The organism is Streptomyces roseus (assembly GCF_001044425.1).
Classification (GTDB): Bacteria; Actinomycetota; Actinomycetes; order Streptomycetales; family Streptomycetaceae; genus Streptomyces; species Streptomyces roseus.
In genome coordinates this window covers 121971-146175 of the sequence record NZ_LFML01000032.1, presented here as the reverse complement: position 1 = coordinate 146175, position 24205 = coordinate 121971, and the positions used below count along the sequence as shown (strand labels likewise).

At 71.9% G+C, this 24205-nt stretch carries 21 protein-coding genes; 14 read left to right on the top strand and 7 right to left on the bottom strand.

Annotated features, from left to right (window positions below):
• The first annotated feature begins 93 nt into the window (after positions 1-93).
• Both ilvC and serA read left to right on the top strand, forming a co-directional pair.
• Positions 94-1095 (top strand): ketol-acid reductoisomerase, encoded by a 1002-nt coding sequence (gene ilvC / locus ACS04_RS08955; protein ID WP_048475990.1) that lies wholly within the window; start codon positions 94-96, stop codon positions 1093-1095.
• A 270-nt stretch (positions 1096-1365) separates the two neighbouring features.
• The gene (gene serA, locus ACS04_RS08950; protein ID WP_048476016.1) at positions 1366-2955 is read left to right on the top strand and encodes a phosphoglycerate dehydrogenase; all 1590 of its coding nucleotides are present in this window, start codon (positions 1366-1368) and stop codon (positions 2953-2955) included.
• A gap of 96 nt (positions 2956-3051) precedes the next feature.
• Here the strand turns inward: serA and ACS04_RS08945 are convergent, their stop codons facing one another.
• Positions 3052-4590, bottom strand: a complete 1539-nt coding sequence (locus tag ACS04_RS08945) for an MFS transporter (RefSeq protein ID WP_048476015.1) — start codon at positions 4588-4590, stop codon at positions 3052-3054.
• Between the two features lie 89 nt (positions 4591-4679).
• On the opposite strand from ACS04_RS08945, the gene ACS04_RS08940 reads away from it, so the two are divergent.
• On the top strand, positions 4680-5279 hold the full coding sequence (locus ACS04_RS08940) for a TetR/AcrR family transcriptional regulator (protein WP_048475989.1): 600 nt from the start codon (positions 4680-4682) through the stop codon (positions 5277-5279).
• Positions 5280-5329: 50 nt separating this feature from the next.
• On the opposite strand, the gene ACS04_RS08935 is transcribed toward ACS04_RS08940, so the two are convergent.
• Positions 5330-6571 (bottom strand): helix-turn-helix domain-containing protein, encoded by a 1242-nt coding sequence (locus tag ACS04_RS08935; RefSeq protein WP_048475988.1) that lies wholly within the window; start codon positions 6569-6571, stop codon positions 5330-5332.
• Positions 6572-6769: 198 nt separating this feature from the next.
• Here ACS04_RS08935 and ACS04_RS08930 point away from each other — a divergent pair, with 198 nt between their 5' ends.
• Positions 6770-7696, top strand: a complete 927-nt coding sequence (locus tag ACS04_RS08930; RefSeq protein ID WP_048475987.1) for a proline dehydrogenase family protein — start codon at positions 6770-6772, stop codon at positions 7694-7696.
• A gap of 31 nt (positions 7697-7727) precedes the next feature.
• Entirely contained in the window at positions 7728-9359 is a 1632-nt protein-coding gene (gene pruA / locus ACS04_RS08925) for an L-glutamate gamma-semialdehyde dehydrogenase (RefSeq protein WP_048475986.1), read from the top strand.
• An 80-nt stretch (positions 9360-9439) separates the two neighbouring features.
• Here pruA and ACS04_RS08920 read toward each other — a convergent pair whose 3' ends face one another.
• Positions 9440-10366, bottom strand: a complete 927-nt coding sequence (locus ACS04_RS08920) for a quinone oxidoreductase family protein (protein WP_048475985.1) — start codon at positions 10364-10366, stop codon at positions 9440-9442.
• An 88-nt stretch (positions 10367-10454) separates the two neighbouring features.
• On the opposite strand from ACS04_RS08920, the gene ACS04_RS08915 reads away from it, so the two are divergent.
• The gene (locus ACS04_RS08915) at positions 10455-10886 is read left to right on the top strand and encodes a MarR family winged helix-turn-helix transcriptional regulator (protein WP_048475984.1); all 432 of its coding nucleotides are present in this window, start codon (positions 10455-10457) and stop codon (positions 10884-10886) included.
• A gap of 3 nt (positions 10887-10889) precedes the next feature.
• Here the strand turns inward: ACS04_RS08915 and ACS04_RS08910 are convergent, their stop codons facing one another.
• Positions 10890-11591 carry a nitroreductase family protein gene (locus tag ACS04_RS08910; RefSeq protein WP_048475983.1) on the bottom strand — a complete coding sequence of 234 codons (702 nt, stop codon included), beginning with the start codon at positions 11589-11591 and terminating at the stop codon, positions 10890-10892.
• 77 nt (positions 11592-11668) lie between these two features.
• Between ACS04_RS08910 and ACS04_RS08905 the strand changes: the two genes are divergently transcribed.
• Positions 11669-12214: a GNAT family N-acetyltransferase gene (locus ACS04_RS08905; protein WP_048475982.1), complete on the top strand. Its 546-nt coding sequence runs from the start codon at positions 11669-11671 to the stop codon at positions 12212-12214.
• 4 nt (positions 12215-12218) lie between these two features.
• Here the strand turns inward: ACS04_RS08905 and ACS04_RS08900 are convergent, their stop codons facing one another.
• Both ACS04_RS08900 and ACS04_RS08895 read right to left on the bottom strand, forming a co-directional pair.
• Positions 12219-14246, bottom strand: a complete 2028-nt coding sequence (locus ACS04_RS08900; RefSeq protein WP_048475981.1) for a phosphocholine-specific phospholipase C — start codon at positions 14244-14246, stop codon at positions 12219-12221.
• A gap of 119 nt (positions 14247-14365) precedes the next feature.
• Positions 14366-15382: an NADP-dependent oxidoreductase gene (locus ACS04_RS08895; RefSeq protein WP_048475980.1), complete on the bottom strand. Its 1017-nt coding sequence runs from the start codon at positions 15380-15382 to the stop codon at positions 14366-14368.
• Positions 15383-15483: 101 nt separating this feature from the next.
• Between ACS04_RS08895 and ACS04_RS08890 the strand changes: the two genes are divergently transcribed.
• The 5 genes from ACS04_RS08890 (at position 15484) to ACS04_RS08875 (ending at position 20057) form a co-directional block, all read left to right on the top strand.
• Positions 15484-16389: a LysR family transcriptional regulator gene (locus ACS04_RS08890; protein WP_048476014.1), complete on the top strand. Its 906-nt coding sequence runs from the start codon at positions 15484-15486 to the stop codon at positions 16387-16389.
• A gap of 261 nt (positions 16390-16650) precedes the next feature.
• On the top strand, positions 16651-16779 hold the full coding sequence (locus tag ACS04_RS40010) for a hypothetical protein (RefSeq protein WP_280920981.1): 129 nt from the start codon (positions 16651-16653) through the stop codon (positions 16777-16779).
• A 92-nt stretch (positions 16780-16871) separates the two neighbouring features.
• Positions 16872-17912, top strand: coding sequence for a 3-isopropylmalate dehydrogenase (locus ACS04_RS08885; protein WP_048476013.1), 1041 nt, complete (start codon positions 16872-16874; stop codon positions 17910-17912).
• 243 nt (positions 17913-18155) lie between these two features.
• Positions 18156-19241 (top strand): branched-chain amino acid aminotransferase, encoded by a 1086-nt coding sequence (locus ACS04_RS08880; protein ID WP_048475979.1) that lies wholly within the window; start codon positions 18156-18158, stop codon positions 19239-19241.
• A gap of 381 nt (positions 19242-19622) precedes the next feature.
• Entirely contained in the window at positions 19623-20057 is a 435-nt protein-coding gene (locus ACS04_RS08875) for a hypothetical protein (protein ID WP_048475978.1), read from the top strand.
• Positions 20058-20136: 79 nt separating this feature from the next.
• Here ACS04_RS08875 and ACS04_RS08870 read toward each other — a convergent pair whose 3' ends face one another.
• Positions 20137-21573, bottom strand: coding sequence for a cytosine permease (locus tag ACS04_RS08870; RefSeq protein ID WP_048475977.1), 1437 nt, complete (start codon positions 21571-21573; stop codon positions 20137-20139).
• Between the two features lie 156 nt (positions 21574-21729).
• Between ACS04_RS08870 and ureA the strand changes: the two genes are divergently transcribed.
• On the top strand, positions 21730-22455 hold the full coding sequence (ureA, locus tag ACS04_RS08865; protein ID WP_048475976.1) for an urease subunit gamma: 726 nt from the start codon (positions 21730-21732) through the stop codon (positions 22453-22455).
• Entirely contained in the window at positions 22452-24185 is a 1734-nt protein-coding gene (locus tag ACS04_RS08860; RefSeq protein ID WP_245236326.1) for an urease subunit alpha, read from the top strand. Before ureA ends, ACS04_RS08860 begins: the two co-directional genes overlap by 4 nt.
• The last annotated feature ends 20 nt before the right edge of the window (positions 24186-24205 follow it).

The following is a 24205-nucleotide window of genomic DNA, read 5'->3' as shown; positions in this document are numbered from 1 at the left end:
CGCGTTGCCTCTCGCATCGCGAGACCAGGAAACTTCCCTATCGTTCCCCGCCGTACGGTGGGAGCAACACCAGCGCACCAAGGAGATATCCCAGTGGCCGAGCTGTTCTACGAGAACGACGCCGACCTGTCCATCATCCAGGGCCGCAAGGTCGCGGTCATCGGCTACGGCAGCCAGGGCCACGCCCACGCGCTGTCGCTGCGTGACTCCGGCGTCGACGTCGTCGTCGGCCTCAAGGAGGGCTCGAAGTCCAAGGCCAAGGCCGAGGAGCAGGGCCTGAAGGTCGTCCCGGTCGCCGAGGCCGCCGCCTGGGCCAACGTCATCATGATCCTCACCCCGGACCCGCTCCAGGCCGAGATCTACGAGGAGTCCATCAAGGAGCACCTCGAGGAGGGCGACGCGCTCTTCTTCGGCCACGGCTTCAACGTCCGCTACGGCTTCATCAAGCCCCCGGCCAACGTGGACGTCGCCCTGGTCGCGCCGAAGGGCCCCGGCCACCTCGTGCGCCGCCAGTACGAGGAAGGCCGCGGCGTGCCCTGCATCGCCGCCGTCGAGCAGGACTTCTCGGGCAACGCCTTCGCCCTCGCGCTCTCGTACGCGGCCGGCATCGGCGGCACCCGCGCCGGCGTCATCAAGACCACCTTCACCGAGGAGACCGAGACCGACCTGTTCGGTGAGCAGGCCGTCCTCTGCGGTGGCGCCTCCGCGCTGGTCAAGGCCGGTTTCGAGACCCTGACCGAGGCCGGCTACCAGCCGGAGATCGCCTACTTCGAGTGCCTGCACGAGCTGAAGCTCATCGTCGACCTCATGTACGAGGGCGGCCTGGAGAAGATGCGCTGGTCGGTCTCCGAGACCGCCGAGTGGGGCGACTACATCACCGGCCCCCGCATCATCACCGACGCCACCAAGGCCGAGATGAAGCAGGTCCTCGCGGAGATCCAGAGCGGCGAGTTCGCCAACACCTGGATGGCCGAGTACAAGGCCGGTCTGCCGAAGTACAACGAGTACAAGAAGGCCGACGAGGCGCACCTGCTGGAGACCACCGGCAAGAAGCTGCGCAAGCTCATGAGCTGGGTCGACAGCGACGAGAGCTGATCCGCACGCGGCGGGGCCGGGACGAGGGTCCAGGCCCCGCCGCGCACGACCGGCCGGATCGGCGGCTCCGTACGCGGCGCTTGTCCACCCCGGCCAACCCCGGAAGGGTGATCCTTCCGGACAGGCGGAATTCCCTGCGGAATCCGCCACTACACTGCTCAACACAACGCGTCAGGCCCACAGTGTCGTGCGTCTTCCACGCGGCTACCCCCTCCACCGCCTGCGGCCGTCGGGACGGCCGTCCGCACTGGACTTGTGAGGATGACCCACGTGAGCTCGAAACCTGTCGTACTCATCGCCGAAGAGCTGTCGCCCGCCACCGTCGACGCGCTCGGTCCGGACTTCGAGATCCGGCACGTCAACGGAGCCGACCGCGCGGAGCTGCTCCCCGCGATCGCGGACGTCGACGCCATCCTGGTGCGTTCCGCGACCAAGGTCGACGCGGAGGCCATCGCCGCCGCGAAGAAGCTGAGGGTCGTCGCGCGCGCCGGCGTCGGCCTCGACAACGTCGACGTCTCCGCCGCCACCAAGGCCGGCGTGATGGTCGTGAACGCCCCGACCTCCAACATCGTCACCGCCGCCGAACTGGCCTGTGGCCTGCTCGTCGCCTCGGCCCGCAACATCCCGCAGGCCAACACCGCCCTGAAGAACGGCGAGTGGAAGCGGAACAAGTACACGGGCGTCGAGCTCAGCGAGAAGACCCTCGGCGTCGTCGGCCTCGGCCGCATCGGCGTCCTGGTCGCCCAGCGCATGTCGGCCTTCGGCATGAAGATCGTCGCGTACGACCCCTACGTACAGCCCGCGCGCGCCGCCCAGATGGGCGTCAAGATGCTGACGCTGGACGAGCTCCTCGAGGTCGCCGACTTCATCACCGTGCACCTCCCCAAGACCCCCGAGACCCTCGGTCTCATCGGGGACGAGGCCTTGCACAAGGTCAAGCCGTCCGTCCGCATCGTCAACGCCGCGCGCGGCGGGATCGTGGACGAGGCCGCGCTGTACTCGGCCATCAAGGAGGGCCGCGTCGCCGGCGCCGGCCTCGACGTGTACGCGAAGGAGCCCTGCACGGACTCCCCGCTCTTCGAGCTCGACCAGGTCGTCTGCACCCCGCACCTCGGCGCGTCCACGGACGAGGCCCAGGAGAAGGCCGGAATCGCGGTCGCCAAGTCGGTGCGCCTGGCGCTCGCGGGCGAGCTCGTACCGGACGCCGTGAACGTCCAGGGCGGTGTCATCGCCGAGGACGTCCGTCCGGGCCTGCCGCTCGCCGAGAAGCTCGGCCGCATCTTCACCGCCCTCGCGGGCGAGGTCGCGGTCCGCCTCGACGTCGAGGTCTGCGGCGAGATCACCCAGCACGACGTCAAGGTGCTGGAACTCTCCGCCCTCAAGGGCGTTTTCGAGGACGTCGTCGACGAGACGGTCTCCTACGTGAACGCCCCGTTGTTCGCGCAGGAGCGCGGCGTCGAGGTACGTCTGACCACCAGCTCGGAGTCGCCGGACCACCGCAACGTGGTGACCGTGCGCGGCACCCTGTCGGACGGTCAGGAGGTGTCGGTCTCCGGCACGCTCGCCGGCCCGAAGCACCTGCAGAAGATCGTCGGCATCGGCGAGTACGACGTGGACCTGGCGCTCGCCGACCAGATGCTCGTCCTGCGCTACACCGACCGCCCGGGCGTGGTCGGCACCGTCGGCCGCATCCTCGGCGAAGCCGGCCTCAACATCGCGGGCATGCAGGTCGCCCGCGCCGAGGAGGGCGGCGAGGCGCTCGGCGTCCTCACCGTCGACGCGGAGGTCCCGGTGAACGTCCTGGCGGAGATCTCCGCCGAGATCGGCGCCGTCTCGGCGCGTACGGTCAGCCTCGCCTGACCCGCACGGCACAGGGAAGGGCCCGGGGAGCTCCCCGGGCCCTTCTGTCTTTTCCGCCGCCGCTCGCCCCCGCCGTACGGGTTGGGCGTACGGGGTTCAGGCCGCGAGGGCCGGCCCCTGGCCCGCGGGCTCCCCGGCGGGCGGTACCGCGGTGGCGCCGGGCCCCCGCAGCAGGGCGGCGGCGAGCAGGGCCGCCGCCAGCAGCAGGGCGGCGCCGCCCCAGGCCGCGTACTGCATGCCGTGGACGAAGGCCTCGCGGGCCAGGGCCAGCAGCTGCTGGCCGGCGGGCCCGCCGAGCTGCCCGGCGGTGGCCACGGCCCCGCCCAGGGTCTCCCGGGCGGCGGGCTCGGCGCCCGCCAGGTCGGAGCGGTAGACGGCGGTGCCGAGGCTGCCCAGGACCGCCATGCCGAGCGCGCCGCCGAACTCCTGTCCCGTCTCCAGCAGGGACGCGGCCGAGCCGGCCTTCTCCGCGGGGGCCGCGCCCAGCGCCATGTCGGAGACCAGGGACATCACGGTGACGATCCCGCAGGCCAGTAGGCCGGCGCCCGTCAGCAGCAGCCACAGGGAATCGCTGCCGACCAGCCCGATCAGGGCGAACCCGGCGGCGGCGAGGGCGAAGCCGCCGGCGATGACGCGGGCGCGGTCGGTCTTCCGGGCCAGGGCCGCGCTGACGGGGGCGGCGACGCCGACGAGGAACGAGGGCGCGAGGCTCCACAGGGCGGCCTCCAGCGTGCCCATCCCGAGCACCGACTGGAGGTACTGCGTGGTGAAGTAGGCCGAGCCCATCATCGCGAAGGCGGCGACGGTGTTCAGGGCGATCCCGGCGCCGAATCCGCGGCCGCGGAACAGGGCCCGGCCGATCATGGCGTCGTCACGGGTGCGCTGGCGGCGGACGAAGACGTACCCGAAGGCCAGGCCCACGGCGACGGAGGTGGCGTGGAGGGGCTCCAGGCCCTCGGCGGCGATCTCCTTGAGGCCGTAGACGACCGGGAGCACGGCGGCCGCCGACAGCGGGACGCCCAGCACGTCGAAGCGGCCGGGCGCCGGGTCCTTGAACTCCGGGACCAGCACCGGGACGAGGGCCAGCAGGAGCAGCATCGCGGGCACGTTGACCAGGAAGACCGAGCCCCACCAGAAGTGGTTCAGCAGCACGCCGCTCATCACCGAGCCGAGGGCGATGCCGCCGGCCATGGCCGCGGACCAGATGGCGATGGCCCGGCCGCGCTGCCCGTCGTCCTGGAAGAGGTTGCGCACGAGGGCCAGCGTGGAGGGCATCAGGGTCGCGCCGCCGATCCCGAGCAGTACGCGGGCCGCGATCAGCATCTCGGCGCTGGTGGCGTACGCGGCGCAGACGGAGGCGGCCCCGAAGGCGGTCGCGCCCATCAGCAGCAGCTTGCGGCGGCCGATCCGGTCTCCGAGCGAACCCATGGTGATGAGCAGGCCGGCCAGCGCGAAGGCGTAGCTGTCGAAGATCCAGAGCTGCTGGGTGGCGCTCGGGTCGAGCTCGCGGGTGATCGCCGGGATGGCGAAGTAGAGGACGGAGACGTCCATCGAGACCAGGAGCAGCGGCAGCAGGAGGACGGTGAAGGCGATCCATTCCCGGCGACCGGCGGGACGTGCGGCGGAGTTCGTCATGAGCAGCAATGTACAAGCGTCATAAACGTCTGTCTAGTACGACTGTATGGAACGGTCGTATAGGACGGTTGTCTTGGTACGGTGAGGGCATGGGACACCGCGAAGATCTGCTCGAAGGCGCCAAGAAGTGCCTGGCCGAGAAGGGTTTCGCGCGGACGACCGCGCGCGACATCGTCAACGCCTCCGGCGCGAACCTGGCGTCGATCGGCTACCACTACGGCTCGAAGAACGCCCTGCTCACGCAGGCGTTCCTCGCGATGGTCGAGGAGTGGGGCGACTCCTTCACGCCGGACGTCAGGGGAGCGGGCGGCTCGCTGGAGCGCTTCCGCTCGGTCTGGGACGGGATGAGCGGACAGCGTGACCGGGCGGCCCCGATGTGGGCGGCCAGCCTGGAGATCGCCATGGACCGCGACGGGTTGCCGGAGCTGCGCGAGATGGTCGTGGCCTCGGAGGACGAAGGGCGCAAGGGGCTGACCGAGATGTTCACGGGCATCCCGGAGGAGCAGCTCGAAGAACGGGACGTCCGGACCCTGGGCGGGCTGTACCAGGTGCTGGTCGCCGGAATGATGGTGCAGTGGCTGTACAACCCCGAGAACGCGGTCACCCCCGAGGAGTTGACCGAGGGGATGCGCCGTGCCGCGCAGATGATGCTGAGCGGCGAGGACGCCGGCGCCGACACCCGCGCCTGAGTCGATCCGCTGCCCGGCTGCTGCGGCTGTCCGGGCCGCCGTACCGCCGTTCAGCCGTACAGGCGGGCCGCCTTGAGGGCCATGTGGAGCAACAGCCGGTCCTCGCCCTCGTCCAGGTCCAGGCCGGTCAGCTGCTCCACCCGGGCGAGCCGGTAGTAGAGGGTCTGGCGGTGGATCCCCAGGGCCGCCGCCGCGCGCCCCGCCTGGCCCGCGCAGTCCAGGAACAGCTCGGCGGTACGGGCGAGTTCCCGGTGCGCGGGCTCCAGCAGGACCCGCGTCGCCGGGTCGCCGGCCGGACCCGCGGCCGCCAGGGCCGCCAGCATCCGGTACGGGCCGATCGCCGACCACCGGGCCACCGGCCCGAACCGGGGCTGCGCCGCGGCCGCCTGCGCCGCCGCCGAGGCCTGCGACCAGGCGTCGGCCAGCTCCGCCAGCCCCCGGCGGGGCTCCGCGATCCCGGCGCTCGCGCCGCCGCCCGCCAGCAGCCGGGTCGCGACGCCCTCGGCGGGTACGAGCACCTCGGCCGAGCGGAGCCTGACCAGCACGGCGAGCGCCTGCCCGGCCCGCCGGGCAGGCCGGTTCCCGGAGGCGGCGCCGGAGCCCGGGCCCGGCCCGGACCCGGAGCCCCCCTCGGCGCCGTCCCCACCGGCCCGGCCGTCCTCGTCGCCGCCCCCCGGCCAGGGAACCGTGCACACGGCGGCCGTGCCCGGCACCGACGCGGGCGCCTCGCCGGGCCACGGCAGCACGCACACCACCGCGTGCAGCCCGTCGGCGCCGGGCCCCAGCGCCGACCGCAGCGCGGCCAACGCCATGTCCTGCCGCCAGCCCCGCCCGGCCACGAGCACCGCCCGGAACTCCCGCGACAGATCGGCCCCGGCCTTCGCCTCCTCGGCGAGCAGGACCCCGATCCGCTCGGCCACCTCCATGGCCGCCGCCAGGGCGTCCGGACCGGGGCCGGGCTCTTGGTCGAGGAGCCACACGTACCCGTGCACGATCCCGCGGTAGCGCACCGGCAGGCAGATCCGCCCCCGGAAGACCCCCGCGTCGGGCGCCGCCGGGATGCGCACCGGCCCGGTCGCCCGCGCGATGCCGAAGCCCTCGAACCAGGCCCGCACGGCCGCGGTCGACTGCCGGGTCAGGATCGACCGGGTGCGGACGGGGTCCATCGCGAGGTCGTCCTCGCTGTCGTGCGCGCCGAAGGCGATGAGGCGGAAATCCCGGTTCTCCAGCGTCGCCGGGGCGCCGAGGAGCGCCGAGATCTCATCCACCAGGTCCTGGTAATCGCCCTTCACCCGGACATTCTCCCACCTGCGGAACCGGTCTTCAGACAGATGTATGAGATCGGGGACACGGATGCGTGACAGCTGTCGATGGCAGAGGATCAAAGCGATCCTTAGGTTTCACGGTGGTTTTACTTGCGTTTTCTTTACGGCCCCGCCCACCCCTTCGCGGACCGTACGACTGCTTCTGCCACCTGTTGGAGGTGCCCCGTGCTGGGTCCCGCGATCCTCGCCGCTTCGCGCAGCGACAAGATGCGCCGAATCGTCTCTGCCGCCCCGGTGACCAAGCCCGTGGTGAACCGGTTCATCCCCGGTGAGACGGTCGACCAGGTCATCCCGATCGTCGTGGACCTCACGGACAAGGGCCTGGAGCTCACGCTCGACGTGGTGGGCGAGGACATCACCACCGTGGAGCAGTCCCACGCCGCGCGCGACGCCTACCTCGACCTCATCGAGCACCTGGCGGGCCTGGGCCTGGGCGAGAAGGCCGAGATGTCGGTCAAGCTGTCGATGTTCGGCCAGGCGCTGGAGGGCGGCCACGAGCTCGCGCTCGCCAACGTCCGCCCGGTCGTCGAGGCCGCCGCGGCCATCGGCACCACCGTCACGCTGGACGCCGAGGACCACACCACCCTCGACTCGATGTTCGCCATCCACGAGGAGCTGCGCCGGGACTTCCCCCAGACCGGCTGCGTGATCCAGGCGTACCTCTTCCGCACCGAGGGCGACGCCCGCCGCCTGGCCGCCGCCGGCAGCCGCGTCCGCATCGTGAAGGGCGCGTACAAGGAGCCCGCCGAGGTCGCGTACCAGGACAAGGCCGAGATCGACAAGGCGTACGTCCGCATCCTGAAGACGCTGATGGAGGGCGAGGGCTACCCGATGATCGGGTCGCACGACCCGCGCCTGATCGCCATCGCGCAGGAGCTCGCCCGCACGGCCGGGCGCAAGCTGGACGAGTACGAGTTCCAGATGCTGTACGGCATCCGCAGCGAGGAGCACCTGCGGCTCGCCGCCGAGGGCCACCGCATGCGCGTCTACACCGCGTACGGGACGGACTGGTACGGCTACTTCATGCGGCGCCTCGCCGAGAAGCCGGCCAACCTCCTGTTCTTCCTCCGCTCGATGATCACCAAGAACTAGCCCAGAACCAGGTCAAGGAGTTACCAGCCCCATGGATGCTGTGACCCAGGTCCCCGTGCCGGTCAACGAGCCGGTCCACTCGTACGCCCCCGGCACCCCGGAGCGCGCGCGCCTCGAGACGCAGCTGAAGCAGCTGTCCGAGAACCCGATCGACCTGCCGATGACGATCAACGGCGTCAAGCGGATGGGCGGCGGCGAACGCTTCGACGTCGTGCAGCCGCACGACCACAAGTCGGTCATCGGCACGTACGCGAACGCCACCGAGGCCGACGCCCGGGAGGCCGTCGACGCCGCCCTGGCCGCCGCCCCGGCCTGGCGCTCCATGTCCTTCGACGACCGCGCCGCGATCATCCTGCGCGCCGCCGAGCTGCTGTCCGGCCCGTGGCGCGAGAAGCTGGCCGCCTCCACCATGCTGGGCCAGTCGAAGACCGCGCAGCAGGCCGAGATCGACACCCCGTGCGAGCTCGTCGACTTCTGGCGCTTCAACGTCCACTTCGCCCGCCAGATCCTGGCCGAGCAGCCGGTCGCGAACTCCGCCGGCGTGTGGAACCGCAGCGACCACCGCCCGCTCGAAGGCTTCGTCTACGCGATCACGCCGTTCAACTTCACGGCCATCGCCGGCAACCTGCCGACCGCCCCCGCCCTGATGGGCAACGTGGTCGTGTGGAAGCCGTCCCCGACGCAGACCCACTCCGCGGTCCTCCTGATGGAGCTCCTGGAGGAGGCCGGCCTGCCCAAGGGCGTCATCAACCTGGTGACGGGCGACGGCATCGCCGTCTCCGAGGTGGCCCTGAACCACCCCGAGCTGGCCGGCATCCACTTCACCGGCTCGACCAAGACCTTCCAGTACCTGTGGAAGACGGTCGGCAACAACATCGAGAAGTACAAGTCCTACCCGCGCCTGGTCGGCGAGACCGGCGGCAAGGACTTCGTCGTCGCGCACCCGTCCGCGGACCGCGCCGTCCTGAAGACCGCCCTGACCCGCGGCTCCTTCGAGTTCCAGGGCCAGAAGTGCTCGGCGTCCTCGCGCGCCTACATCCCGGCCTCGATCTGGAACGACGGCTTCAAGGAGGCCTTCGCGGCCGAGGTCGACGGCATCACCATGGGTGACGTCCGCGACCTGACCAACTTCATCGGCGCCGTCATCGACGAGCGTTCGTTCGCCAAGAACAAGGCCGCGATCGACCGTGCGATCGCCGACCCGACCTGCGAGATCATCGCCGGCGGCACGTACGACGACTCGGAGGGCTACTTCGTCCGCCCGACCGTCATCGCGTGCACCGACCCGGAGAACGAGGTCTTCACGACCGAGTACTTCGGCCCGATCCTGGCGGTCCACGTCTACGAGGACGCCGAGTTCGACGCGATGCTGGCCCAGATGGAGTCGGTGTCGGCGTACGCCCTGACCGGCTCGATCATCGCAGCCGACCGCTACGCGGCCGCCGACGCGATGGAGAAGCTCCGCTTCGCGGCGGGCAACTTCTACATCAACGACAAGTCGACCGGCGCCGTGGTCGGCCAGCAGCCCTTCGGCGGCGGCCGCGCCTCGGGCACGAACGACAAGGCGGGCGCCGCCTCGAACCTGATGCGCTGGACCTCGACGCGCTCCATCAAGGAGACGCTGGTCACGCCGACGGACTACGCGTACCCGCACATGGGCTGATCCGGCCCCTGCTGAACCCCGCCCCCGTTCCGGTACCCCCAAGTCCGGATCGGGGGCGGTCCCAGTTCCGCCCCCGCCGGTCAGGGGACCAGGACCACCTTGCCGAGGTTGCGCCGCTCCTCGATCAGGGCGTGCGCGCGGGCCGCCTCGGCCAGCGGGATCCGCCCGTGCACGGCCGGGCGCAGGGAGCCGTCCGCGTACGCCTTCCACAGCGCGCGCCGCCAGCCCTCGTACACCTCGGGCCGGCCCTGGGCGACGGCCCGGATCTGGAATCCGATCACCGAGGCGCCGCGCACCAGCAGTTCGTACGCCTCCACCGAGCCACCGCCGGAGCCGTACGCCACCAGCCGGCCACCGGTGGCCAGGGCCCGCACGGCGGGGCCGAGCAGTTCGCCGCCGACCCCGTCGAGGACCACGTCGTACGGGCCGCCCCAGGCGGCCGGGTCCGCGTACAGCACCACCTCGTCGGCGCCGAGGCCCCGGAGGAACCCGGCCTTGTCGGGCCGGGAGACGGCGGCGACCACCCGGCCCGCCCCGCCCGCCCGGGCCATCCGGAGGGCGAGGCTGCCGACCCCGCTCGCGGCGGCCGTCACCAGGACGGACTCCCCGGGGCGGATCCGCCCGGCCTCGCAGGCGCCCCGGGCGACGAGCCCGCTGCGCACGAGCGCGACGGCGTCCACGGAGCTCGCCCCGGCGGGGACGGCGGAGGTGAAGGGGGCCGCGAGCAGCGCGTACTCGGCGTACCCGTGGCCGAAGCACAGCCCGGTGACGCGGTCGCCGAGGGCGAAGGCGCGCACCCCGTCGCCGAGCGCGGCCACGGTCCCGGCGACCTCGCCGCCCAGCGCCACCGGCTCGGCGCCCTCCCACACCTTGCGCACGACGGGCAGCGTGACCCCGACGGCCTCGACCGCGACGAGCAGCTCCCCGGGGCCGGGGACGGGTACGGCCACGTCCTCGGCGAACAGCACCTCGGGGCCGCCGTTGACCTCGTGGCGGATGCGCAGCACAGGACCTCCCGGACGGAGTCAAATTCATTGGGGATCCCAACGATATACGAGATCGTGGGGAACTCCAATGAATTGTTAGGCTGGATCCATGACCTCGGCCCTCGCACACATCCAGTCCCTTCCCAGCTGGCTCGCCGGGCGGGTCGCGGCGCGCGGCCGCGCCTTGGTGGCCGAGGCGCTGGCCGCGGAAGGGCTGAAGCCCGCGCACCACGCCGCGCTGGCAGCGACCGCGCAGTACGGCCCGGTGGCCCAGGCCGACCTCGGCCGCGTGCTCGGGATCGACCCGAAGGACCTGGTCGGGCTCCTGAACCACCTGGAAGGCGCGGGCCTCCTCCTGCGGGCCCCGGATCCGGCGGACCGCCGCAAGAACGCCGTCACCCTCACCCCGGCGGGCGGGGCCGCCCTCACCCGCTGCGCCGCCCTGGCCGAGACGGCGAACGCGGAGTTCCTGTCACCCCTGACCCCGGCGCAGTGCGAGCAGCTGACGGCTCTGCTGACCCGCCTGCACGAGGCCCCGTAGGGCTCATACCTCGGTCATGACCTGATCCAGGGATTTGCGGACCAGGTCCGGGACCTCGCAGTCCTCCGCCGGGTAGCCGATCGGGATGACCGCGAACGCCTTCTCGTTCTCCGGGCGGTGCAGGGCCTGCGAGAGGAAGCGCATCGGGCTCGGGGTGTGGACCAGGGCCGCCAGGCCGCTGAGGTGGAGGGCGGTCAGGAGCATGCCGACGGCGATGCCGACCGACTCGTCCACGTAGTAGTGCTTGCGCTTGGCGCCGTCCGGGCCCAGCCAGTACCGCTGCTGGAAGACGACGAGCAGGGCCGGGGCGTCGGTCAGGTGGGTCTTGACGGCGTCCGTGCCCAGGGGGCGCAGGGCCGCCAGCCACTCCTCGCCGAGGCGGCCGTCGTACGAGAGCGACTCCTCCCGCTCGGCGGCCTCACGGATCCGCCGGCGCACCTGCGCGTCCTTGACCAGCACGAAGGTCCACGGCTGCTGGTGGGCCCCCGACGGGGCGGTCGCGGCGCACGCGACGGCGTCCTTGACGACCTGGTCCGGAACGGGGTCGGGGGAGAAGTGCCGCACGGTCCGCCGCTCGTCCATGCGCTCCCTCAGCCACGCGGAGCGCGCGAGGGATTCGGCGCTCGGCAGCCGGTCGGGCCGGTAGGCGACGGGGCGGTACGGCTCGCCGTGGGTGGGGGTCCACTGTTCGGTATCGGGCGACATGGGCCGAGTCTGCCGAGGAGGACCCGCCGGCGGACAGGAGCGTCCCGGTCGATTCGTGGCGGGGAGACACTGGTTCCATGACCGGTACGCGGACACGGCTCGCCCACACCTCGCAACTGGACCCCGGGACGCGGGAGCGGATCCGGGCCCTGCTCGACGCCGCGTTCGAGGGCGACTTCGGCGACGAGGACTTCGAGCACGCGCTCGGCGGCATGCACGCCCTGATCCACGAGGACGGCGAACTCGTCGCCCACGGGAGCGTGGTGCAGCGCCGGGTCCTGTACCGGGGCCGGGCGCTGCGGGCCGGATACGTCGAGGCCGTGGCCGTACGGGCCGACCGGCGCCGCCGCGGCCTCGGCGGGCTGGTGATGGGCGCGCTGGAGGGGGTCGTCGAGCGGGCCTACGTTCTCGGCGCCCTGTCGGCCTCCGCGGCGGGGGCCCGGCTGTACGAGGGGCGCGGATGGGCCGCGTGGGGCGGGCCGATCGGAGCCCTGTCGCCCGCCGGGCCGGTGCGGCTCGCCGAGGAGGAGGGCTCGACGTACGTCTGGTTCCCGCCCGGCGGGACCCTGGAGGACCCCGCCGGGCGGCTCGACTTCGACTGGCGCGACGGCGACGTGCTGTAGCGCGTCAGCCCGAGACGCTGGGCGCGCCCGTCTCGATGTGGCCCGTGTAGCGACGCGACCAGGTGCCGTCGTTGTCCGCGAGGATCGTGAAGTCGTACCAGCCGTTGTGGTAGGCGACCGCGTTGAAGAAGTCCTCGCGCGAGGAGTTCGCCGGGACGGTGTACGTCCACGGCCCGTCCGAGCGGTACGCGTTCGAGCGGATCGTGAAGGTCACCGGCGCGGCCGAGCTGTTCGTCATCGTGAAGTAGATCGCCGTCTTGCCCGTGCCCGGCTCCACCGCGAAGCGGGCCGCCACCTCGACCGCCTTGCCCGCCTTCGACGCGTCGCCGATGAACCGGCGCAGGAAGCGGTTCGGCCCGTACATCGAGATGTCGTACTTGCCGGAGCCGCTGCCCAGCCCGATGTTGAAGTAGTCCGTCGCCGTGCCGGCCGGATCCACCGTGTACTGCCAGGCCGCCGTGTCCCGGTACTGGTGCGGGTGGATCGAGAAGTGCGCCGCCTGCTTCGCCTGCGCGCCCTGGTTGGTCATCGAGAACCAGGCCAGGATCTTGCCGGCCGCGCCGAACTCGAAGCGGTCCAGGTTGCCGTTGACCTGGTACGGGACCGCGCGCGCCGGGCGGGTACCGGCCTCCTGCACCGGGAGCGCGTTGTCCTGCGGTGCCGGGTTGGGCAACGGACCGCAGGTCGCCTGGCCGATGACCTTCGCGGTCGGGGGGAGACCGGTCGGCACCCCGTACACCGGGCGCGCGAAGTCGAAGACGCCGGTCAGGTCGCCGGTCACCTTGCGGCGCCAAGCGCTGATGTTGGGGCAGGTCGCCGGGGTGCCGAGGGCCGCCGTCCATGTCTCCATGAACCGGAGCACCGACGTGTGGTCGAAGACCTCCGAGCTCACCCAGCCGCCGCGCGTCCACGGGGACATGACGATCATCGGGACGCGGAAGCCGAGGCCGATCGGCGTGCCGTCGATGTACTCGCCCGGGGTGCCGGGCGGGGCGATCGGCGGCGGGACGTGGTCGAAGAACCCGTCGTTCTCGTCGTAGTTGAGGAAGAGGACGGTGGAGTCGAAGACCTCCGGGTTCGCGGACAGCGCCCGGTAGACCAGGTCCACGAAGTGCGCGCCGTCGCCGGGCGGGGCGTAAGGGTGCTCCGAGAAGGCCTCGTTCGCGACGACCCAGGAGACCTGCGGCAGGGTGCCCGCGACGACGTCCGCGCGGATGGCGGCCGCGATGTCGTCGGGGGTGGAGCCGGTGACCTTCGGGACGGAGCCCATGCCGCGGTCCCACAGCGGGTTACCGGGCGCCGCGTCCGTGAACTTCTTGAAGTAGGCCAGCCCGTTGTCCCCGTAGTTGTCCTGGGCGTTCTGGTAGACCTTCCAGCTCATGCCGGCCCGCTGGAGGGCCTCCGCGTACGTCTCCCAGGTCAGCCCGGACTCGTCGCCGCCGTCCTTGCTGCCCGCATCGACCTTGCCGCTCCACAGGAAGGTGCGGTTCGGGCCGGTCGCGCTCAGCGTGGAGCAGAAGTAGGCGTCGCAGATCGTGTAGTTGTCGGCGAGCCCGTAGTGGAAGGGTATGTCCGCGCGGTCGAGGTAGCCGAGGGTGCGGGTGTTGCCGACGCCGGTGACCCAGTTGTCCATCCGGCCCTTGTTCCAGGCCGCGTGCTGCGAGGACCAGCTGTGCGGGAGGTCGCCGTTGCACTGGGCGAGGGTTTCGCCGTCGACACCGCCCGCCGCGGGGGTGGAGCTGAGCTTCCACGGGTACTGGCGGCCGCCCCAGTTGGGCTGGTTGAACGTGCCCCAGCCGCCCGGGATGTTGCCGGCGGCGCGGTCGCCGAAGCCGCGGACACCCTTCAGCCTGCCGAAGTAGTGGTCGAAGCTGCGGTTCTCCTGCATCAGGATCACCACGTGCTTCACGTCGGTGATCGTGCCGGTCGCGGCGGCAGCGGCCGCCGACGTCGGCGCGATCGCCGGCAGGGCGGCCCCGGCCACCAGCCCGGCGCCGATTCCCACGAAACCTCTGCGGCTGATCGGTGTCACTGGCTACTCGCCTCCAACTCAAGTGCCCCGCTGGCACATTGACGGAAAGAGTGGCGGGCGCCGGGCCAAAGGTCTACATCCGTGCGGTAAGAAGTCGGTGAACATCCGGTTGGCTGGATTCAGTCCGCGAGACGGACCAGCGTTTTGCCCAGATTGTCGCCGTGCAGCATGCCCAGGAAGGCCTCCACCGTGTGATCAATTCCCTGGAAAACGGTGGTGTCCGTGCCGATCCGGCCGCTCTGCAGGTATGGGACCAGGAAGTCCTCCATCTCGTCCTGCAAATTGGTGTGATTGCGAACCAATACCCCTTCCAGGCGCAACGACTTGTGGACGATCTCGAAGAGGTTGCGCGGCGCGGCGGGCGAGCGGTCCCCGTTGTACATCGAGATCCCGCCGACCCAGGCGATCCGCCCGTACTCGCGCAGCACGTCGATCGCGCCCGCCAGGTGGTCCCCGCCCACGTTGTCCACGTACACGTCGATACCGTCGGGCGCGGCCTGCGCCAGCTGCTCGCCGACCGGGCCGTCGTGGTAGTCGAAGGCCGCGTCGAAGCCGAGCGCGCCGGTGAGGTGGTTGACCTTCGCCGCCGAGCCCGCGCTGCCGATGATCCGGCCGGCGCCCAGCAGTCGCGCGATGTGCCCGGTGGCGGTGCCCACCCCGCCCGCGGCGGCCGAGACGAAGAGGTCCTCGCCCTCGCGCAGTGCCACGGTCCGGGTCAGAGCGGCGTACGCGGTCAGGCCGGTGCCGCCGAGGATGCTCAGGTACGCCTCGAGCGGGACGCCCGCGTGGCCGCGCAGCTTGCGGGTGCCGTCCGCGCCGAGCGTCACGAGGGCGTGGGTGCGCCAGCCCGCGCGGTGGAAGACCAGGTCGCCCTCGCGCAGCCCCGGGTCGCGGGAGGCGAGCACCCGGCCCACCGCGCGGCCCTCCAGCGGGGTGTGCAGCGCGAAGCCGCCCTCGCCGCCGTCCATCAGCCCTCGGTGGTACGGATCCACCGAGAGCAGCAGGTTCTGCACCAGGGCGGTCCCCGCGGCGGGGGAGGGGACGGCGGCCTCGACGTACGCGAAGTCGGCCGCGACGGGGAAGCCGGCGGGGCGGGCGATCAGGTGGACGGCGTGGGCGGTGTGGTTCGTGGTCATGGCGAGGACGCTAGGAAGGAATCACCGGCCCGGGCAGGGGGTTGCGCTCATGGAAGCCGCACATCCATGAACACCGCTCATAGAACGAGGTGAGGGCCGCCGTGGCCGAGCTCGCTCCGCACGAACTCCGCGTGCTGGTCGCCGTCGCCGAGACCGGTGGCTTTTCCGCCGCGGCCGTGCGGCTGGGCCTCACCCAGTCGGCCGTCTCGCACTCCGTGCGCGGCAGCGAGGGCAAGGTCGGCGCGGTCCTCTTCGAACGCGGGCGCACCGGAGCCTCGCCCACCCCGGCGGGGGAGCGGGCCGTCGGCCTCGCCCGCCGCATCCTGCGGCTGTACGAGGTACTCGGCGCGGAGGTGCGCGGAGCCGGCCGGGAGGGCTCGCAGGCCGTCGGGGGCGTGCTGCGCATCGCGGCGTTCCGCAGCGCGGCCCTGCACCTGCTGCCCCCGGCCCTGGAGCGGCTCACGGCCCGCCACCCCGGTATCCGCCCCGAGGTCCGGGTGGTGCGCGAGCTGGGGGACGGCACCGCGGGGGAGGTGGCGGCGGGCCGCGCCGACCTCGGCATCGCGACGCTGAACGGGACCGGGACCGGGGCCGCCGAGGCCGGTGCGGGGGCCGGTGCGGCGGCGCTGCTGACCGGGGTGCTCCGGGAGGAGGCGTACGCCCTGGTCCACCCGGCCGGACACCCCGACCCGAGGACGCTGCCCCTGCTGGACTGGGACGAGAACTGCGGCTCGTACACCCGCGACTGGTGGCGGGCGCAGGACTGGATCCCGCGCGCCACCGTCAAGGCGGAGGACGACGCGATGGTGCTGACCATGGTCGGGCGCGGGCTGGGCATGGCGATCCTGCCCGAGCTGTCGCTGCGCGAGGCCACGGACGCCGTCGACGTCACCGGACTGGGTCCTTCGGGGCCCGTGAGACGCGTGGGATACGTCACCACGCCGGAATCCGCGTCGACTCTCGCTGTACGGGCCCTGATCAGGGAACTTCGCTCCGAGACGGCCTGAATCGGAGCCCTGCGCAGGGGCCTTTCGAGGGCTCGTCCGTCTCAGATAGTAGGAAGCCCGACTAATTGCGGAGACATACAACGGGAGCTGCCCTAGCTTTGTAGGAGCCGAACGTCTCGCCGATCCGGCGAATGGCGGTCGAGAGCGCGCGCCCTCGGGCAGGCAACCCCTGCCGCGCACCGCTCCCCGCCTCTTCCGGCGCCTTGAAGGAACCCCTCATCCGTGGCCCCGCCACGCCGTGATCTCAAGGAGTCGATCACCATGACCGCATCCACCGCAGCCCGCCGCGTCCGCCACTCCTCCTCCGCCGACGCCGACCGCAAGAACGCCGCTGCCGCCCTCCAGCGCGCCCTCGACCGCCGGGACAACGGCGGCTCGACCGGCCACTGAGCACCCCGCCGAGCCCGCCGGCCCTCGGCCGTATTGGTCCACATGGTGGACGCAGCATGACCGAGGGCTGGGACCGGGAGTACGGTTCCACCATGTCGACCAGCATCAATCTCGCAGTGATCCCCGGTGATGGCATCGGCCAGGAAGTCGTGGCTCAGGGCCTCAAGGTCCTTACCGCGGTCCTGCCCCAGGATGTGAAGCTGGAGACCAAGGAGTACGACCTCGGCGCGCAGCGCTGGCACCGCACCGGTGAGACCCTCCCGGACGCGGAGCTCGAATCCCTCAAGCACCACGACGCGATCCTGCTGGGCGCCATCGGCGACCCGTCGGTCCCGTCCGGCGTGCTGGAGCGCGGCCTGCTGCTGAAGCTCCGCTTCGCCTTCGACCACTTCATCAACCTTCGTCCGTCGAAGCTCTTCCCGAACACGGCCAGCCCGCTGGCCGGCCGTCCGGAGATCGACTTCGTCGTGGTCCGCGAGGGAACCGAGGGCCCGTACACCGGCAACGGCGGCAGCCTGCGCACCGGTACGCCCGCCGAGGTGGCCACCGAGGTCAGCATCAACACGGCGTACGGCGTGGAGCGCGTCGTCCGCGACGCGTACGAGCGGGCCGACTCCCGCCCCCGCAAGAAGCTGACGCTGGTCCACAAGAACAACGTCCTCGTGTACGCCGGCCACATGTGGAAGAACATCTTCGACAAGGTCGGCCAGGAGTACCCCGAGGTCACCACCGACTACCTGCACGTCGACGCCGCGACGATCTTCTTCGTCACCCAGCCCGAGCGCTTCGACGTCATCGTCACGGACAACCTCTTCGGCGACATCCTCACCGACCTGGCCGCGGCCGTGACCGGCGGGATCGGCCTCGCCGCCTCCGGGAACATCAACCCGACCGGCGCCTTCCCGTCCATGTTCGAGCCCGTCCACGGCTCGGCCCCGGACATCGCCGGCACCGGCAAGGCCGACCCGACCGCGACGATCCTCTCCGTCGCCCTCCTGCTGCGCCACCTCGGCTTCGAGGACCAGGCCGCCCGCATCGAGGACGCGGTCAGCGCCGACCTCGCGGAGCGCGACGGGACCTTCCGCAGTACCGAGCAGATCGGCGACGCGCTCGCCGCCCGAGTAGCCGGCTGACCCGGCAGCTCCACCTCCAGGAAGCCGCCGGGTCGCGCGCACGACGCACCCGGCGGCTTTTCCTGTGCGGCCCCGGGTGCCACCATCTCCCCTGGGCCGCATTCACTCCGCTTCACCCCGCTTCTCCGCAGGCACCTCGCGAGCGATAATCGAACGCGAGACCGCGGAATGCGGGAAAGCTCGGACGTCCTGGTACGCCGTGAGCGCGGTCCGCCCTACAAAACCGGTGAAGGACAAGCACTCATGACGACGCCCACGATCGAGCTCAAGCCCTCCTCGAACCCGCTGTCCGATGCGGAGCGCGAGGCGATCCTGGCCAGCCCCGGCTTCGGCCGCCACTTCACCGACCACATGGTGACGATCAAGTGGACCGAGGGTCGCGGCTGGCACGACGCAGAGCTGGTCCCGTACGCGCCGCTGTCGATCGACCCGGCGAACATGACCCTGCACTACGCGCAGACGATCTTCGAGGGCCTCAAGGCCTACAAGCAGCCCGACGGCACGGTCGCCACGTTCCGCCCGCGGGCCAACGCCGAGCGCTTCCAGGCCTCCGCCCGCCGCATGGCGATGCCCGAGCTGCCCGCCGACCTCTTCATCGAGGCCTGCGACGCGCTCATCAAGCAGGACCGGGCCTGGGTGCCGGAGTCCGGCGAGGCCTCCCTGTACCTGCGGCCGTTCATGTTCGCGTCCGAGGTCGGCCTCGGCGTGCGCCCGGCCAACGAGTTCCTCTTCATGGTCATCGCCTCGCCCGCCGGCGCGTACTTCCCCGGCGGCGTCAAGCCGGTCTCCGTCTGGCTCTCCGAGGAGTACGTCCGCGCCGTCAAGGGCGGTACGGGGGCGGCCAAGACCGGCGGCAACTACGCGGCCTCGCTCGTGGCCCAGGCCCAGGCCGCCGAGCACGGCTGCGACCAGGTGGTCTGGCTCGACGCCGTCGAGCACCGCTGGATCGAGGAGATGGGGGGCATGAACCTGTACTTCGTGTACGGCGACCGCATCGTCACCCCGGAACTGACCGGCTCGCTCCTGCCGGGCATCACCCGCGACTCCCTCCTCACCATCGCCCGCGACCTCGGCTACACCGCCGAGGAGGGACGCATCTCCACCGAGGACTGGAAGCGCGACAACGAGAACGGCACCCTGACGGAGGTGTTCGCCTGCGGCACCGCCGCCGTCATCACCCCGGTCGGCTCGGTCAAGTCCGAGCGCGCCAACTGGACCCAGGGCACCGGCGAGCCCGGCGAGGTCACCATGAAGCTCCGCAAGGCGCTGCTGGAGCTTCAGACCGGCCGCACCGCCGACACCCACGGCTGGATGCACCCGCTCGGCTAGTCACCGGCGCGCACGGAGAAAAGAGGTCCCGGCCGGCAGGCCGGGACCTCTTCACGTGCCCCGGGGCCCGGCCGGCGCGGGTGGTCGTCTCACCCGTCCGGAGCACCCCTTGGCGGTACGCCGACGCCGCCGCGCACCGCAGCGCGCCCGGGGCGCGGTGCCCGCCGGCGCCCGTGTCCGCGGGCCCTTCCGGCTCCGTCCGGCGCCGCGTCGGGCCGCCCGGACCCGGTCCGCCTGGAGATGCGGCGGAGGTACGGGCGTGCGACGTTGATCGCGCCCGCCCTCGCGGCGCCGGACAGCGGCTCCGGGCGGCACATCGCGCCCCAGCGGCGTGAACCTCTCGTGCGCCGGCCGCCACGGCCGGCGGGAAGGCGGATTCCCATGAAGCGGTTCGTTGCCTCCAGCCTGCTGTGCGCGGCCGTGGTCCTCGGCGCCTCGGCATGCTCCAGCAGTGACGACACAACGCCGCAGGAGGCAGCCTCGTCGGCCAGCGCGGCGCTGTGCACCAACCTGGTCCAGCTGAAGTCGGACAATGCCGCGCTCAAGGCGCTGAACCCGGCCACGGCCACCAAGGACCAGCTGAAGTCGGCGTACGACGCAGTCCAGAACGACTGGAAAAAGGTCAAGGAGAGCAGCTCGGCCCTGAAGTCGGCCGAGAAGGAGGCCGTGACGACGGCCGCGGAGGACCTCAAGAAGGCCTACGAGAACCTGCCGGGCGACACCACGGGGAAGGACGCGATCACCCAGCTCCAGCCGCAGATCCAGGCGCTGGACACCGCGGCCGCCCAGGCGACCACCGCGAACAACTGCCGCTAGCGCGCGGCGGCGGCGGCCGCGCGGGCCCCGGGGGAGTTCCCCCGGGGCCCGCGCCGTGCACCGGTCCCGGCGCCCGCCGTCACTCGGCGGCGACCGCCACCTTGCCCGCCGCGTCGGCCGGCGTCGCCGCGCCGGCCGACGCGGTCCGGTACGTCAGGGCCGTGTAGACGAGGCCGCCGGCCAGGCCGGAGAGGACGAAGGAGCAGTCCACGCCGCCGGTCAGGGCGAGCAGCGGGCCCTCGTAGAAGGGGGTGGTCACCGCGAGCAGGCCGACGGCGGCGCCCACGGCCCAGGAGGCGGTCGCGGCCACGTTCCATCCGGCGCGGTACCAGTAGATCCCGCCCACCGAGCGGCGGTTGAAGACCTGGAGCGCGTCGGCGTCGTACTGCCCGCGGCAGCGGACGTGGCCGATCAGCGTGATCACGGCCCAGGGGGTGCCGATGGCCGTCAGCAGCAGGACGAACGAGGTCATCGCGGACTGCACGTCCCACTCGAAGGAGCCGATGAAGACGAAGGCGGTGGCGACGGCGGCCGCGACCAGCGTGGCCTTGGCGCGGGTGGCCCTGGGCACGATGGCGTCGAGGTCGAGGCCCATGGAGTAGAGCATCAGCCCGGCGTTGCCCACCGAGCCGGCCGCGGCGGCGGAGAGCAGCGGGAGCAGGTACCAGAACGGCGCGGCCTCGACGAGGGGCCCGGCGTAATCGGCGCCGGCCCCCGCGGCGAGCGCGGTGTAGGTGCCGAACAGCTGCGGGATCAGCAGGCCGATCAGCAGACCGAGGGCCGTGGACCAGAACACCTTGCGGGAGCCGTGCTTGCGGGGGGAGATGTACCGGGTGTAGTCGCCGAGCAGGGTGATGAAGGCGACGGGACCGCTGAGCCCGGCGGCGACGGCGGCGAGCAGCCAGGTCGGCCAGAAGGACCCGAGCAGGTACGAGGTCTGCGGCGGGGCGGCGGTGGTGAAGTCCGGGGCGTACGCGATGAGGCCGACGGCGAGCAGGACCACCATGCCGATGGAGAGCACCTTGCTCATGCGCAGCAGCAGCCGGTAGCCGAAGACGGCCCCGACGACGGTACAGGCGGCCAGCACCCCGTACATCGCGGCGCGCGTCACGCCGGTGTCGGGCAGTCCGGTGAGCCGGGACAGGACGCCGGCCATGACGTCGCCGCCGATCCACAGGGTGAGGGCGGTGTAGCCGAGGGCGAGCAGCAGGCCGACCACCGAGCCGACGAGCCTGCCCCGGACGCCGAACTGGGCGCCGCTGGAGGTGGAGAGGTTGGTCGCCGTGCGCAGGGACACCAGCGCCAGCGGCGCGGTGAAGGCGATGCCGACGAGCGTGCCGGTCACGATGGCGGTGACCGAGGGCCACAGGCCCAGTCCGAAGGACGGGGGCAGCCAGCCGAACACGATCACGCCGAGGCAGAGATTGGAGCCGAGCAGGATCGAGATCAGGTCACGGGGACCGCTCGTCCGCTCCTCCTCGGGGATGGTGTCGACTCCGCGCTGTTCGATGGGCATGGGGGGACTCCCTTGGCAGGGCGGGGGGTGGTTCACATGTGTTTGAGCGACACTCAATGTGACCTAAGCCCAGGTCCCAGGTCAATGCTTCATTGCAGAGAAATGAAGAGTTAGAGTGATGCTCTAACCCATCGACTCAAAAGGTGGTGGATCGGCGTGCGGCTGACCCCTACGGAGCGCGACCGGCTGCTGCTGCGCAGCGCGGCGGAACTGGCCAGGGCCCGGAGGGCCCGCGGACTCAAGCTCAACGTCCCGGAGGCCACCGCGCTCGTCGCGGACACGGTCTGCGAGGCCGCGCGCGACGGCAAGCGGCTCGCGGAGGCCATCGAGGAGGCCCGCAGCGTGCTCGGCCCGGCCGATGTGCTGCCCGGCGTGGCCGACGTGGTCACCGAGGTGCACGTGGAGGCCGTCTTCGACGACGGCTCCCGCCTCGCGGTGGTCTCGGCCCCGATCCGGGGCGCGGTGCCGCTCGGCGAGGACGCCCCGGGCGCCGTCGTACCGGGCCCCGGCGCCCCCCAGCCGGAGCCGGCGCTGCACCTGCGCGTGCGCAACACGGCCTCCGTACCGGTGAGCGTCACCTCCCACTTCCACTTCTTCGAGGCGAACCCCCGCCTCGACTTCGACCGCGCCGCGGCCTACGGCATGCGGCTGTGCGTGCCCGCGGGCTCGTCCGTACGGTTCGACCCGCACGGCGAGGCCGAGGTCGGCCTCGTCCCCATCGGCGGCGACCGCATCGCGATCGGCTTCGCCGGGCTGGTCGACGGGCCCCTGGACGCCCCCGGGGCCAAGGACGAGGCCCTGCGCCGCGCCGCGGCCTGCGGCTACCTCGGTACGGGACCCGGCGCCCCGGCGCACGACACGGCAGACGGAGAGCAGGCGTGAGCAAGCAGACCAGGCACAGCGACCACTGTGCGCCGGGCAGCCGGCACATCGACCCCCACGAGTACGCCTCCGTCTTCGGCCCCCGCGCCGGCGACCGGGTCCGGCTCGGCGACTCCGGGCTCACCGTCCGCGTCGAGCACGACGCGCAGAAGCCGGGCGACGAGTTCCTGGCCGGCTTCGGCAAGACGGCCCGCGACGGGCTGCACCTGAAGGCCGCGGCCGTTCGGGAGACCTGCGACGTCGTGATCAGCAACGTGCTGGTCATCGACGCCGTCCTCGGCATCCGCAAGGTCTCGATCGGCATCCGCGAGGGCCGTATCCACGCCATCGGCAGGGCCGGCAACCCGGACACCCTCGACGGGGTCGACGTCGTGGTCGGCACCGGCACGAGCATCGTGTCCGGCGAGGGCCTGATCGCCACCGCCGGCGCCGTCGACACCCACGTCCACCTGCTCTCCCCGCGCGTCATGGAGGCCTCGCTCGCCGCGGGCGTCACCACGATCATCGGCCAGGAGTTCGGCCCCGTCTGGGGCGTCGGCGTCAACTCCCCCTGGGCACTGAAGCACGCGTTCAACGCCTTCGACGCCTGGCCCGTCAACATCGGCTTCCTCGCCCGCGGCTCCTCCTCGGACGCCGCGCCCCTGGTCGAGGCCCTGGCCGAGGGCGGCGCCTCCGGCTTCAAGGTCCACGAGGACATGGGCGCGCACACCCGCGCCCTGGACACCGCCCTGCGCGTGGCCGAGGAGCACGACGTACAGGTCGCCCTGCACAGCGACGGCCTCAACGAGTGCCTGTCCGTCGAGGACACCCTGCGCGTCCTGGACGGCCGCACCATCCATGCCTTCCACATCGAGGGCTGCGGCGGCGGACACGTCCCCAACGTGCTCAAAATGGCGGGCGTACCGAACGTCATCGGCTCCTCCACCAACCCGACCCTGCCCTTCGGCCGGGACGCGGTCGCCGAGCACTACGGCATGATCGTCTCCGTCCACGACCTCAAGCCGGACCTCCCCGGCGACGCCGCCATGGCCCGGGACCGCATCCGTGCGGGCACCATGGGCGCCGAGGACGTCCTGCACGACCTGGGCGCGATCGGCATCACCTCCTCCGACGCCCAGGGCATGGGCCGCGCCGGCGAGACCATCCGCCGCACCTTCGCCATGGCCGCCAAGATGAAGGGCGAGCTCGGCCCCCTCGAAGGCGACGGCGAGGGCGACGACAACGCCCGCGTCCTGCGCTACATGGCCAAGCTGACCATCAACCCGGCCATCGCCCACGGCCTGGCCCACGAGATCGGCTCCATCGAGGTCGGCAAGCTGGCCGACATCGTCCTGTGGCGCCCCCAGTTCTTCGGCGCCAAACCGCAGCTGGTCCTCAAGTCCGGCTTCCCCGCGTACGGGGTCACCGGCGACCCCAACGCGGCCACCGACACCTGCGAACCGCTGGTCCTCGGACCGCAGTTCGGCTCGTACGGAGCCACCGCCGCCGACATCTCCGTCGCCTTCGTCTCCGCCGCCGCGGCGGCGCTGGGCGGCGACGAGATGCCCACCCGCCGCCGCCGCGTCGCCGTCCGCGGCACCCGCGGCATCGGTCCCGGGAACCTCCTGCTCAACTCCCGGGTGGGCGCGGTCGACGTGGACGCGCGCACCGGGCTCGTCACCCTCGACGGCGACCCGCTGCGCTCCGAAGCGGCCGACTCGGTCTCCCTCAACCGCCTGTACTTCCTGTGAACCAGCACAGCCCTCTAAGG

Excerpts from the sequence above, each read along its gene's own strand:
- ACS04_RS08905 (WP_048475982.1), top strand. The coding sequence starts at position 11,669 with ATGACCGGTACGCGGACACGGCTCGCCCACACCTCGCAACTGGACCCC.
- ACS04_RS08940 (WP_048475989.1), top strand. The coding sequence starts at position 4,680 with ATGGGACACCGCGAAGATCTGCTCGAAGGCGCCAAGAAGTGCCTGGCC.
- ACS04_RS08885 (WP_048476013.1), top strand. The coding sequence starts at position 16,872 with ATGTCGACCAGCATCAATCTCGCAGTGATCCCCGGTGATGGCATCGGC.
- ACS04_RS08870 (WP_048475977.1), bottom strand. The coding sequence starts at position 21,573 with ATGCCCATCGAACAGCGCGGAGTCGACACCATCCCCGAGGAGGAGCGG.
- ACS04_RS08915 (WP_048475984.1), top strand. The coding sequence starts at position 10,455 with ATGACCTCGGCCCTCGCACACATCCAGTCCCTTCCCAGCTGGCTCGCC.
- ACS04_RS08880 (WP_048475979.1), top strand. The coding sequence starts at position 18,156 with ATGACGACGCCCACGATCGAGCTCAAGCCCTCCTCGAACCCGCTGTCC.
- ACS04_RS08945 (WP_048476015.1), bottom strand. The coding sequence starts at position 4,590 with ATGACGAACTCCGCCGCACGTCCCGCCGGTCGCCGGGAATGGATCGCC.
- ACS04_RS40010 (WP_280920981.1), top strand. The coding sequence starts at position 16,651 with ATGACCGCATCCACCGCAGCCCGCCGCGTCCGCCACTCCTCCTCCGCC.
- ACS04_RS08910 (WP_048475983.1), bottom strand. The coding sequence starts at position 11,591 with ATGTCGCCCGATACCGAACAGTGGACCCCCACCCACGGCGAGCCGTAC.
- ACS04_RS08895 (WP_048475980.1), bottom strand. The coding sequence starts at position 15,382 with ATGACCACGAACCACACCGCCCACGCCGTCCACCTGATCGCCCGCCCC.
- ACS04_RS08875 (WP_048475978.1), top strand. The coding sequence starts at position 19,623 with ATGAAGCGGTTCGTTGCCTCCAGCCTGCTGTGCGCGGCCGTGGTCCTC.
- pruA (WP_048475986.1), top strand. The coding sequence starts at position 7,728 with ATGGATGCTGTGACCCAGGTCCCCGTGCCGGTCAACGAGCCGGTCCAC.